The sequence below is a fragment of the Streptomyces sp. NPDC060000 genome, from assembly GCF_042737375.1.
Lineage (GTDB): Bacteria > Actinomycetota > Actinomycetes > Streptomycetales > Streptomycetaceae > Streptomyces.
This window is the reverse complement of sequence record NZ_JBHWUU010000075.1, coordinates 1-12,041: the sequence shown is the minus strand read 5'-3', so window position 1 is coordinate 12,041 and position 12,041 is coordinate 1. Positions and strand designations below refer to the sequence as shown.

10 protein-coding genes are annotated in these 12,041 nt (G+C 69.9%); 2 read left to right on the top strand and 8 right to left on the bottom strand.

Features of this window, described 5'->3' with window-relative positions; genetic code table 11:
* Positions 1–7: 7 nt before the first annotated feature.
* From ACFWBB_RS32370 to ACFWBB_RS32350, 5 genes are all read right to left on the bottom strand, one after another.
* The gene (locus ACFWBB_RS32370) at positions 8–1,777 is read right to left on the bottom strand and encodes an RICIN domain-containing protein (RefSeq protein WP_385279455.1); all 1,770 of its coding nucleotides are present in this window, start codon (positions 1,775–1,777) and stop codon (positions 8–10) included.
* A gap of 265 nt (positions 1,778–2,042) precedes the next feature.
* On the bottom strand, positions 2,043–2,876 hold the full coding sequence (locus tag ACFWBB_RS32365; RefSeq protein ID WP_385279452.1) for a carbohydrate ABC transporter permease: 834 nt from the start codon (positions 2,874–2,876) through the stop codon (positions 2,043–2,045).
* The gene (locus tag ACFWBB_RS32360) at positions 2,873–3,856 is read right to left on the bottom strand and encodes a carbohydrate ABC transporter permease (RefSeq protein ID WP_385279448.1); all 984 of its coding nucleotides are present in this window, start codon (positions 3,854–3,856) and stop codon (positions 2,873–2,875) included. The genes ACFWBB_RS32365 and ACFWBB_RS32360 overlap by 4 nt, the downstream gene beginning before the upstream one ends.
* Before the next feature lie 205 nt (positions 3,857–4,061).
* Complete coding sequence (locus ACFWBB_RS32355; protein WP_385279445.1) at positions 4,062–5,309, bottom strand: extracellular solute-binding protein; 1,248 nt, start codon at positions 5,307–5,309, stop codon at positions 4,062–4,064.
* Between the two features lie 75 nt (positions 5,310–5,384).
* Complete coding sequence (locus ACFWBB_RS32350; protein ID WP_385279442.1) at positions 5,385–7,379, bottom strand: glycoside hydrolase family 127 protein; 1,995 nt, start codon at positions 7,377–7,379, stop codon at positions 5,385–5,387.
* Positions 7,380–7,636: 257 nt separating this feature from the next.
* Here ACFWBB_RS32350 and ACFWBB_RS32345 point away from each other — a divergent pair, with 257 nt between their 5' ends.
* Positions 7,637–8,656: a LacI family DNA-binding transcriptional regulator gene (locus ACFWBB_RS32345; RefSeq protein ID WP_385279439.1), complete on the top strand. Its 1,020-nt coding sequence runs from the start codon at positions 7,637–7,639 to the stop codon at positions 8,654–8,656.
* 94 nt (positions 8,657–8,750) lie between these two features.
* Here the strand turns inward: ACFWBB_RS32345 and ACFWBB_RS32340 are convergent, their stop codons facing one another.
* On the bottom strand, positions 8,751–9,098 hold the full coding sequence (locus tag ACFWBB_RS32340) for a PRC-barrel domain containing protein (protein WP_385279436.1): 348 nt from the start codon (positions 9,096–9,098) through the stop codon (positions 8,751–8,753).
* Positions 9,099–9,358: 260 nt separating this feature from the next.
* Between ACFWBB_RS32340 and ACFWBB_RS32335 the strand changes: the two genes are divergently transcribed.
* The gene (locus ACFWBB_RS32335) at positions 9,359–9,625 is read left to right on the top strand and encodes a hypothetical protein (RefSeq protein ID WP_385279433.1); all 267 of its coding nucleotides are present in this window, start codon (positions 9,359–9,361) and stop codon (positions 9,623–9,625) included.
* Positions 9,626–9,849: 224 nt separating this feature from the next.
* Here the strand turns inward: ACFWBB_RS32335 and ACFWBB_RS32330 are convergent, their stop codons facing one another.
* Both ACFWBB_RS32330 and ACFWBB_RS32325 read right to left on the bottom strand, forming a co-directional pair.
* The gene (locus ACFWBB_RS32330; RefSeq protein WP_385279431.1) at positions 9,850–10,944 is read right to left on the bottom strand and encodes a winged helix DNA-binding domain-containing protein; all 1,095 of its coding nucleotides are present in this window, start codon (positions 10,942–10,944) and stop codon (positions 9,850–9,852) included.
* 7 nt (positions 10,945–10,951) lie between these two features.
* Entirely contained in the window at positions 10,952–11,986 is a 1,035-nt protein-coding gene (locus tag ACFWBB_RS32325; RefSeq protein WP_385279554.1) for an aldo/keto reductase, read from the bottom strand.
* Between the last annotated feature and the right edge of the window lie 55 nt (positions 11,987–12,041).

Below are 12,041 nucleotides of genomic sequence, written 5' to 3'. Positions count from 1 at the left end.
GACTGTCTCAGCGAGAGACGAGTTTCCACAGGTGGTCGGCGGTCCCGTTGTCGGACCACTGCAGGGCCTGGGCTCCCGACGCGGTGCTCATGCTGTCGACGCCCAGCAGCAGTCCGCTGTTGTAGTTGGCGATCTTGTAGTAGCCGTCCCGGGCCGGTATGGCCTGCCAGAGGTGGTCGGCGGTGCCGTTGTCACCCCAGACGAGGGCCGTGCCGCCATTGCTGGTGCTCATGCTGTTGATGCCGAGCAGCAGTCCGCTCTTCTGGTTGACGATCTTGTACAGGCCCGTGCCCGCCGCCACCAGGGTCCAGTTCTCGTCGGTGCCGGTGGTGGACGTGGCCTGCACGACCGACGTGCCCTGGGCGGTGCCCGCGTTCAGGGTGTCCAGGGCGAGGCCACTGTTCTTGTTGGTGATCTGGTAGCGCCCGGCCAGCGTGGTGGAGCTGCCGCCGGGGGTGATCACCAGGTGGTAGCCGTCGGAGGCGTTCATCGTGACGGGCACGGTGAGGGAGCCGCCGCTGACGGTGTAGTCCGTGTCGGAGATGGTGATCGGGCCGGGAGATGCGGTGGTGCGGCCGGTGCCGGGTGAGTACTCCAGCTTGACATGGACCGTGCTGCCGAAGGCCGACAAGGAGTTCAGGCCGTTGACCGTGACGGCACAGGAGCCGGTGCAGCCACCCGCTATGACGCTGATCTGGTTGCCCGCGCCGTTGAGGGAGGCGAGGCCGTCGATGCCGGTCTGGGCGGGAGGTGTGGTGGTGAGCATGTTCCCGGACATGTCGCCGTACCACTTGTAGGTCCAGTAGGAGCCGTTGGGTGAGCCTCCGGTGTCGGTCAGGGTGTCGCCGAGAGTGCCGTAGTGGTTCCAGAAGGCGAGCTCCGCATCGCGCACACCCGCCCGCTCGAACTTGGCGGCGTAGCCGATGAGGGCACCGGAGTCGCCCATCTCGTCCGGGGTGCCGTACTCCTCGATGGCGATCGGGCGCGGGCTGATGCCGAGGCTCGACTCCAGCGCACGGTAGGCGGAGACATGCGCGGCGATGTTCTGCGAGCCCTGGAGCTCGTGCCAGGCGATGACATCGGGGACCGTGCCACTGGCCTTGGCGTCGGTGAGGAAGGAACTCATCCAGGTCTGGTTCCACGCCGAGTAACTCGGGCCCTGTATCGGGGTCGTGGTGTCTTTGGTGCGGACCTCCTTGAACGTACGGGCCCACCCCGCGTCGAAGGCGCCCGCGTTGGTGGTGTCCCAGGTCCAGTCGGGCTCGTTCCACAGCTCATAGGCGCTGATGTTCGTGGCACCGGAGGACTTCACCGCCGCGGCCTGCTGGTCGACCGCGGACAGCCAGTCGGTCCAGCTCACCCACTTGTAGGGGAAGTTCGGGTACCAGTCGGGCATGCGGACGACCACCTTGCCACCCGCGCGAGCCGCCTTGGCGGCCACGACCAAGGAGTCGCCCGCGGGAGCCGGCTCGCCGTTGGGCAACTGGTGCCCGCCTGGCGCCATCTGCACGAAGGTGTTCGGCTTCAGCGGCGTGACCGGGGTGTCGGCAGGCGTGCTGTTGTCGGCGAGGCCGTAGAGGCTGCCCGTGCCGACGTGGGTGACGGAGCGAAGGTTCTGCGCGGCGTTGACCACCAGGGTGGTGGACGAGGTGGGGGCGGCCTGGGCGGATGCGCCCGTCAGGACGACGGCGGTGGCGGCCAGGGCCGTGGCCGCTCCGGCGGCGGTGGTACGGCCGAGAGGGACTCTGCAGCGGTGCCGGGGGCTCAGGTACGACATCAGCGGCTCTCCTGAGGAAGGGATGGGTACTGCGGGTGGCGCGGTGTGCCGGTGGGCGGCGCGGAGGCAACCGACCGGCGGCATGGGAGCTTGAGGGCTCGGGGGGGGCTTGGGGGGCGTTGGGGCCCTGGGGACTTTGGGGACTTGGGGACTTGGGGACTTGGGCCCTCGTGACGGGTGAGAGCCCAACGCGGTGTGCGAGGAGCGGGCACGGCGGAGCTCGGCCCCGCCCGACCGGTGGGTCCGGGGTGGCCGGCATCGTGAGTCAGTCCTTGACCGCGCCGGCGGTGACGCCCGCGGCCACGTAGCGCTGGGCCAGGACGAGCAGGACCGCCGCGGGCAGGGACGCGACGACGGCGGTGGCCATGATCGCGTTCCATTCCTGGTTGTTGTTTCCGATGTAGTGGTAGATGCCGAGGGTGATGGGGCGCCAGTCGCCGCCGCTGTCCAGGGTGTTGGCGAAGACGAAGTCGGACCAGGCCCACAGGAAGCTGAAGAGGGAGACGGTGACGAGCGCGTTGCGGCTCACCGGCAGGACGATCGACCAGAAGGTGCGGAAGGTGCCGGCGCCGTCGATGCGGGAGGCGGCGATCAGTTCGCCGGGAATGCCCGACATGAACGCCGTGAAGATCATGACGCCGAACGGCACGGCGATGGTGGAGTCGGCGACGATCAGCCCCCACCAGGAGTTGAGCAGACCGAGGTCGAGGTAGATGCCGTAGAAGCCCATCGCCATGACGATGCCGGGGATCATCTGGGCGACCAGCAGGAACAGGCCGAGCGCGCCGCCGCCGAGCGGGCGCAGTTTGGCCAGCGCGTAGCCGGCCGGGGCGGCGAGGACGAGGGTGAGGACGACCGTGCCGAGGCCGATGAGCAGGCTGGTGCCGAGGTAGGGCAACTGGTCGTTCAGTACGGCGCGGTAGCCCTCGAAGGTGGGATGCAGGGGCAGCAGGTCGGGCGGGCTCTTGCGCATGTCCCGCTGCGGGGTGAGGGACACGTTGAGCATCCAGTACACCGGGAACAGCATGACCGCGGTGAGCAGGACGCCGACGACGGTGTACAGGCGCGAGCGCCGGGCGGGGCGGTGGACGGCGGTCATGCTTGCTGCCTCCTCTGGACGCGGATGTACAGCAGCCCGAAGGCGAGGGCGATGAGGATGAGGATGTTGCCGACCGCGGCCCCGGGGCCGAACTTCGGCAGCAGCGTGCCGAACCCGAGCTGGTAGGACCAGGTCGCGAGGGTGGAGGAGGCATCGCCGGGGCCGCCCTTGGTCATGATCCAGATCAGGTCGAACACCTTGAGCGTGTAGACGAGCCCCAGCAGCAGCGTGATCGCCGAGACCGGGCGCAGCAGCGGGAAGGTGATCCGCCGGAACTGCTGCCAGGCGCTCGCCCCGTCCAGCGACGCGGCCTCGTACAGCTCGCCGGGGATGTTCTGCAGGCCGCTGTAGAGAATGACCAGGTTGAACGGGATGCCGATCCAGATGTTGGCGACGACGACCGAGGTCAGCGCCCAGTCGGGCGAGGTGAGCCAGTCGACCGGGGCCACGCCCACCAGGCTCAGGGCGTAGTTGAGGACGCCGGACTCGCTGTTGAACATCCACGACCAGGTCGACGCCGACACGATCAGCGGCAGCAGCCACGGGATCAGGAACAGCGCCCTGAGGGTGCCGGCCAGCCGGAAGTGGCGGTTGAAGAAGACGGCGAGGGCGAGACCGGCGGCGTACTGGAAGGCGATCGACGCGAAGGTGAAGATCATGGTGTGGCGCAGCGCCGGGGCGAAGGTGGGGTCGTCGAGGACGGTCCGGAAGTTGGCGAGACCGGAGAACGGCGCGTCGCCCGCCACGAACGACCGGACGGTGTAGTCGCGCAGGCTCAGATCGAGGTTGCGGTAGAGGGGATAGACGTAGAAGGCGGCGAGGTAGCCGGCCAGGGGCGTGAGGAAGGCCAGGGCCGTCAGCCGGCTCCTCCGGCGCTGCCGGCGCCGGAGTGCCGGAGCGTCCGTCCGGTCGTCGGTATCGGTCGCCCCGGATCTGACCGGGGACCGCCGCGGGCGGCGGTCGACGCGGGCGGTGGTCATGCGAACTCCTGGATGCGGGAGGCCCGATTGCGGATGACCCGATTGCGGATGGCGGGAAGGCGGAGGGCGGGAAGTCGGGTGGCCGGAAGGCGGATTGCCTGAATGCGGCCGGTTCGCCGGGGGCGGTGACGGTGTCCGGGTGGTCGCGGGTGCCGTCCGGGCGCCGGTGGCAGGGCCCCCGGGTGCGTGGCGAACACGCCGGGTGTCAGTTGCTTCCCTTGTCGGCGGCCTTCTGCGCGGCGTCCAGGGCGGCCTGCGGGCTCCGGCCGCCGGACAGGGCGGCCTGGACGGCGGTCCACAGGGGCTGGGAGATGGTCGGGTACTTGGTGCCCAGTCCGCCGCTGGTGCGGCCGCGCGCCGCGGCCACGGCGTCGGCCCACGGCTTGAGTCCCGGGTTCGCCTTGACCTGTTCGGCCTGCACCGCCGCGGTGGGGGCCACGTACGCCAGGGTCGTGTCCGTGGACAGCAGGTTCGCCGAGCTGGTCAGACAGGTGACGATCTTCTTGCTGACGTCGTAGCGCCCGCTGTCCTTCTGCACGGGGACGGTGACGAACTCGCCTCCGGTCGGCACCGGTGCCGACCCGCCGCTCTCCCCCGGGATGCTGATGACGCCGTACTCGAACCCGGCCTTCGCCGCGTTGCCGAGCTGCCAGGTGCCGTTCTCGCCGAACGCGTAGTCGCCGGTGGCGAACTCCTGCCAGCTGGTGGTCTGGGTGTTCTGCAGGACGTCCTTGGGGGCGTACCCGGCGTCGACCCACTGCTTCCACAGGGAGAGCGCCGCGACGCCCTTCGCCGAGTCCAGCTTCGTGAGGTCTCCGCCGGCGCCCCAGAACCACGGCAGGAACTGGAAGCTGCCTTCCTCCGTGTTGATCGCGGAGAAGGTGATGCCCTTCTTGCCGGCGCCCTTGACCTTCTTCAGGGCCGCGGACAGTGCGTTCCAGTCCTTTATCGAGGTCGGGTCGACGCCCGCGGCGGACAGCACCTTCTTGTTGTAGTAGAGGGCGAGCGTGTTGGCGCCGATCGGCACACCGTAGGAGGCGCCGTCGATGGTGCCCGCACCGAGGATGTTCTGCTGGATCGACTTCGTGTCCAGGCCGAGGTCGCTCGTCTTGTTGACGATCCCCGCCTCCACCAGGGTGGACACGACCGGGTTGTCCACGAGCATCACGTCGGGCGCGTTGCCCTGCTGGGCGGCGAGCAGCGCCTTGTTGCCCAGGTCCGTGGTGTCCATGGCGGTGCGTTTGATCTTGACCCCGGCGTCGGTGCCGCACTTGCCGACGAGTTCGCCCCACGCCGAGGACGCGTCGAACTGCGGGTACGGGTCCCAGAAGGCGTACGTCCCGCCGGTGCTGCCGGAGGCGGAGGAGTCGGAACCGCCGCCGCACGCGGCGACGGAGGTGAGCGTGCCGAGGGCGGCGAGCGCGGCTGTCAGGGTGCGGCGGGTGTTTCTCACGGGTGACCTCGTTGTCTTGGGCCGGCTCATGGGGAGCGGGAGGAGAGGGGGAAGGGAGAGGAGGCGCGCGGGAGTTCAGGAAGTGGGCAGCCAGACGCGCATGCCGCCGTCCTGGCGGTTGGCCCACGCGTAGTAGGGGATCGCGGTCAGCTCGAGGGGTTCCTCGGCCGGTGGGGTGTCGGCGGCGCCGGTGGTCCGGGCGGTCCGGTACGGCCACCAGCCCGCTTCGGCGGGGTCTCTGCGACGTCCTGCGGCCACGACGGCGGTGACGCCACCGAGCAGGTCGGGACGGTGCTTCACGGCGAGCGGCCGGGTGGTGTCGAGCACCATGTCGTCGAGCCCGCCGCCGGGGTGGTCGATCCCTTCCAGGCAGTACACGAGCGGTCCGCGTTCGATCGCCACGCACCCGCGAACCGCGTCGACCCGCGGGTCCGCGGCGGTGAGACGGGGCTCGAGGGCGAGTTCCAGGACCACCTGGTCGCCGGGCGCCCAGGTGCGCTCCAGCCGCAGCCAGCCGTCGGTGACGGGCGCGTCGCTCCGGTCGTACACCGTGTCCCCGACCCGGACCCGGTGGTCGCCACCCCAGTGCGGGATGCGCAGCGACAGCGTCCAGGGCCGGTCGTTCGGGGTCTCCTCGACGGTCAGGGCGATCGTGCCGTGCCAGGGGTAGTCGGTCTCGGTGCTCACCACGACCGGGGTCCCGTCGAGGTCGCCGGTGTAGCGCCCGGTGACGTACTGGTGGATCTGCAGGCCGCCGGAGCCGCTCGAGGCGAGATAGTGCTCCAGGGAGGCCAGCAGCCGCATCGCGTTGGGCGGGCAGCAGGCACAGCGGAACCAGCGGGTGCGGCGGGCCGACTGGTCACCGCCGGTGTCGGTGTGACCGTCGCGGACCTGGAGCGGGTTGACGTACAGCCAGCGCTCACCGTCCAGGGAGACGCCGGCCAGGAAGCCGTTGTACAGGGTGCGTTCGATCAGGTCCGAGTAGCGGGCCTCGCCGGTCAGCAGGGCCATGCGCCAGCTCCACTGGACGGAGGCGATGGCGGCGCAGGTCTCGCAGTAGGCGCGCTCGTTGGGCAGTTCGTAGGGGTCGCCGAAGTCCTCCTCGTCGTGGTGGGCGCCGAGCCCGCCGGTGAGGTGGGTCTTGGTGGCGGTCATCGCCCGCCACAACCGCTCCGCGGCCGCCCGCAGTTCGGCGTCACCGGTCTCGGTGGCCAGGTCGGCGGCGGCGGCCAGCAGGTACAGCTGGCGAACGGCATGGCCCTCGACGTTGTCCGCCTCGCGCAGCGGTACGCGGTCCTGGCAGTACGCCTCGCCGCCGAGCAGGCCATGGCCGAATCGGCCGAGGAAATAGCCGGCCAGGTCCAGGTATCGGCGTTCGCCGGTCTCCCGGTACAGCTCCACCAGGGCGGTCTCGACCTCGGGGTGACCGTCGACGCCGTCGATCTCCTTGCCGCTGCCGGGCGGGCCGAAGACGGAGTCGATCTGATCGGCGAACTTCACTGCCACGTCGAGCAGTTCGGTACGCCCGGTGGCACGGTGGTGTGCCACCGCGGCCTGGATGAGGTGCCCGGCGCAGTACAGCTCATGGCCCCAGCGCAGGTCCTTGTAGCGCTCGCCGCCCTTGAGGAGCTGGAACCAGGTGTTCAGGTAGCCGTCGGGCCGCTGAGCGCCGGCGACCAGGGAGACGATCCGCTCCACGTCGTCCGCGAGCGGGCCCTGGTCCTCGGGCATGGGCTGGGCGAGCTGCCAGGACGCGGCCTCCAGCCACTTGTAGACGTCCGAGTCCACGAACGGGTACGCGCCCTTGAACGCCCCCTCGGCGGCACCCGCCGCCACCCGCAGGTTGTGCAGGTTCCCCGCCGACTCCAGCAGCCCGGGACCCTGCGGAATGGAGGTACGCGCGTTCACCTCGCGGCGGATGCTCCAGAAGCCGGCGCGCACCTCGACGGCGGCGGAGGCGAGCGCTGCCCTGGCACCCGGCCCGAGGCGGACCGGTCCCGTCGAGTCACCTCCTGGGCGGGTCGAGTCCGAGGACGTGGAGGAGGGCGCGGCGGAACGTGGGCGGGGCATGGCTCTCCGAACGGGTAGGTGGGAAACGGGTCGGGGACCCGGCGCGCGTGGGGCGGTACGTTCCGGGATCGGACAGGCACCGCTCCGCCTCTCGAACCCGGTGGGAAAACGTTTTTCTGCCGGGAAAGGTAGAAAGGGCGACGACTGCGAGTCAAGGGGTAGGACCGCAAATCTTCCGCCCCTCGTCGGGGCTGGCCAGCGCTGGCGAACAGTGCCAGGATGCACCTTGCCGAAATCGACTAGGAAAAGGATTGCGCGTGACCGTCGCTCCAGGTCCTCCGCCCGCCGGGCGGGCGAAGCTCACCGACGTAGCCAGACTGGCCGGTGTCAGTGTCGGGACGGCCTCGAAGGCACTGAGCGGCAGCGGGAGGATGCGGCCCGAGACCCGGCAGCGGGTTCTGGACGCCGTCGAGGAACTCGACTTCCGGCCCAATCAGCACGCGCAGAGCCTGCACACCGGCCGCAGCTGGACCGTCGGGCTGATGACGACCGACGGCATCGGCCGCTTCAGCACTCCCGTGCTCCTCGGAGCCGAGGACGCGCTCGGCGCCGGGAAGATCTCCGTCCTGCTGTGCGACACCCGCGGCGACGCCATCCGCGAGCAGCACCATCTGCGCAACCTGATGGACCGCCGGGTGGACGGCATCATCGTGACCGGTCGCAGGACCGACCCCCGTCCACCGCTGAAGGGCATCGAGCCGATCCCGACGGTCTACGCACTCTCGCCCTCCACCGACCCGGACGACATCTCCGTCGTGTCCGACGACCGCAGCGGAGCCCAGCTGGCCCTCGATCATCTGCTGGCGACCGGCCGCAACCGGATCGCGCACATCACCGGCCCGGCCCACCACGCGGCCGCCCGCGACCGTGCCCGCCACACCGTCGAACTGCTCCAGCGCTCCTCACTGGAGCTCGCCACCGGCCGGGTCCACTTCGGCGAGTGGAGCGAGGCATGGGGACGCCGCGCCGCCGAAGCGGTCCTGCGCACCGCGCCGGACACGGACGCCTTCTTCTGCGGCAACGACCAGATCGCCAGGGGCGTCGCCGACACCCTGCGTGAGAAGGGCCTGGACGTGCCCGGCAAGGTGGCGATCGTGGGGTACGACAACTGGGACGTCATGGCCCTGGCGTCCCGTCCGCCCCTCACCACGATCGACACGGATCTCCCCGAGATCGGCCGGCGGGCCGCCCTGCTGCTGCTGGACGCCATCGGCTCCGAACCGGCGCCCGGCCTGCACAGCGTTCCCTGCCGCCTCGTCGTCCGGGACTCCACCTGAGCGGTCGTCCGCGACCCCGTCCGAGCTGTCGCCCCGGTCGGAACGCGGCAGAACGGCGAACGGCCCGCACCCAACGGGGTACGGGCCGCTCCTGTCAGTGGCCGGAACCGTGCCGGCCGCCCAGCTGGTCCCGGTGGCGCGGATCGCCCAGGTACGTGTCCGCGTCGAAGACGGGCGCCGACTTGGCCTGCGCCTTCGTCCGGGACAGCTGCACGATGCGGGTGCCGTGGTCGATGCCCATGACGGCGTCCGACGGGATCACCACGTCCTTGCCGAGAACCCACAGGCCGGTGTGCACGACCAGGAACCGCGGACCGAGGTCCCTGGAGTACTTGCTGACCTTGCCGACGTGACCGTCGGTGGCGTCCACCTGGTATCCGGTCAGGTCGTCGTCCGGGGTGTGGCCGGCGGTCGGCACGTGGTGTGCGCGGTACTGGGTCACGATGTCCTCCCTGTCGTCCTGTCGTGCGAGTACCCACAGATCCGCGCGACAGGCCCGGCCGAACCCGTCACCGTCACCGGCCGCGACCCCGGGGCGGCCCGCACCTGGCCGCCCTCCACCCGGCCCTGTTCTCGTATAGCTACGGCGAACGGACATGTAGCGCTCCGTAACCATCCGGCGACGGTCCTGATCTTCTGACGTTCTGACTGGTGCTCGGTCGCCACGCTGTGGTGATCCAACTGGTTGGCGAGGGAGTACAGGTGCGGCAGGACTGGGCCGGGTCGAGCGCATCCCGTACGAGCTGTGCGGGCTGGTGGCTGCGGGTCGCGGTGCGCCGCCGGGAGATACGGGTGGTGGGGGCGAACCGGTGGCGCAACCCGGAGGACGACCTGCCGGCGGACTTCGAGGACAACCGGGACGTGCACTATGCCGCGCTGGGCCAGCCGCAGGACGCCGGGGAGTTCATCGCCGCCCTCAAAGGCAAGCTCCGCACCTCGCTGGACCGCTTCGAGCAGGCACTGGCGTAGGGCACGACGGGCGGAGTCGCGATCGTCAAGAAACACGGCGAGCCGTGGATTCGTGTCTCAGCGCGCGGCAAGCAGGAGGAGCCCGAGAGCCTGGTGGCGGTCAAAGGCGAGATCGAGCGGCGGTGGGGCACCATCGACCTGCTGGACATCCTGAAGTACACCGAGTTCGACGCGGGCTTCATCACCGAGTTCGCCCTGACGTCGGGACCTGGAGTGGGTGATCGTCAGTTTTCGGTGTCGAGTTGGATGTGCTCGATGCCGTTGTCCAAGAAGGTGGTCAGGTCCTGGGCTTCGGTGTAAACGGCTTCCTGTTCCAGGGCGGTGAGGCGGCGCAGGGAGCTGATGTGGAGTTGGTGGTTGCGCACGGTCCAGGTGGCGGTGACGCGTCCGTCAACAAGGACGGTGCGGTGGCCTGCGACGGACAGACCGAGGTGGGGGGCGTCGATGATGCGGCTACGGTCGTGGTAGCCGAGGATGGCGTTGTCGAAGGCCGGGAGGAACCGGACGGGGGCGGGGGTGTCGGGGTGGGGGCGGGGTGCGTCGGGCAGGTCGAGCAGTTCGCGGCCGCGTTCGTCACGGAAGACGACGAGTTCTTCTCGGGCGGCTTTGATGGCGGCGGGAAGGCCGGCGAGGCCGCACCAGGCACGTAGGTCCGTGCTGGCGGCGGGCCCGTACGCGGCGAGGTAGCGGTGCAGCAGTTGCTGTCCGACGGGATCACTGCCATCGGCGGGCAGGGGGTCGATGTCCCGTTCCAGCCAGGTGCTCAACGGCAGGTTGCGTACGCCGGCGGTCTGGTGCCACAGGCCGCGGGGCGGGAGTTGGGCCATGGGGATGAGGGCTGCGATGAGCAGTTCGCCCAGGACACGACGTGGTGGGCCGGGCCAGCGGTCTTCGAGAGCTTGTACGAGCTCGGTCATGGTGCGGGGCTGCTGGTCGGCCATGACCGCGCGGCCGGCTGCGGCGACCTCGTCCACGTCGATGCCGGCCAGTTCACGCCGGTAGGTTCCCAGCACTCGCTGGCGCAGCATTGTGTCGTGGCGGGCTCGCCAGGTGAGCGCGTCGTCGGCGGTGACGAGGTGGACGGTGCGCCGCATCAGGTGAGTGCGCACCACCACGCGACCGGTCAGCGCATCGTCCAGTTGCTTGGGCTTGAAGCCGGACAGGCGGGACCACAGCCCGGTGAAGGGTTCCTGAGGATCCTGTGCCTGCAGGCCGCACAGATGGGCCACTGCCTCCGACACGGATGTGTCGCTGCGCTTGAGCAGGTGCTGGCGGGCGAGGGCGGCGCGATTGAGGGCACGGGCGTCAAGAACAGTCATGGCATTCTCACGCGGCGGCTCGCTCGCGGGACGGGCGTCGGCGCAGGTCCGTGTGGGTGAGGGAGGGAGGTACGTAGGAGACGTCCAGAGGGCTGATGTCGGTGCCGGGCGGGACGATTGCGTCGATCTTGTCGAGGATGTCGTCGCCGAGGGTGAGGGTGGCGCCGACGAGCAAGTCGTCCAGCTGGTCCATGGTGCGCGGGCCGATGATGGCGGCGGTGACGTCGGGGTGGCTGGTGGCGAAGGCCATGGCCACGTGCGCGAGGGAGTGGCCGGTTCCTTCGGCGGGGGTGAGCAGCTGCTCCACCGCGTCGAGCTTGTGTTCGTCGGTGAGGTGCCGGGGGACCCAGTGCATGCGGGCGTTGTCGGGCCGCGGGGCGTTCTTGCGGTAGCGGCCGGTGAGTAGACCCATGGCCAACGGACTCCACACCAGAACGCCCAGGCCGTAGCGGCGGCAGGTGGGCAGGACCTCCCGCTCGATGCCGCGGTTGAGGAGGGAGTAGGTGGGCTGCTCGGTTCGCAGCCGGTGCAGTCCACGCTGCTGGGACACCCACTGGGCCTCGATGATCTCCGAGGCCGGCAGGTTGGAGGAGCCGATCGCGCGAACCTTCCCGGCACGCACGAGGTCGGTGAGCGCGGAGAGGGACTCCTCGATGTCGGTGTGCGGGTCGGGGTGGTGGATCTGGTAAAGGTCGATGTAGTCGGTTTGCAGCCGCCGCTTCAGTGAGCCCTCGACCGCCTGGACGACCCAGCGCCGGGAGCTGCCGCTGCGGTTGGGGTCCTCGCCCATCGGTCCGTTGAACTTGGTTGCCGGCACGACCTCGTCGCGGCGCCCTTTGAGGGCCTTTCCGACGATCTCCTCGGTCTCGCTGTAGCCGTACACGTCGGCGGTGTCGACAAAATTGATGCCCGCATCCAGCGTCCGGTGGATCATGTGCACGCAGTCGTCGTGATCAGGATTGCCCATTTTGCCGAATACCATGGTGCCCAGGCAGTAGGCACTGACTTCGATGCCGGTCCGTCCCAGCTTCCGCATCCTCACGGTGTCCCGTTTCCTTCCGCCGCCGTACGTGTTCGGTGCCTGCGCCGTCCGGGCC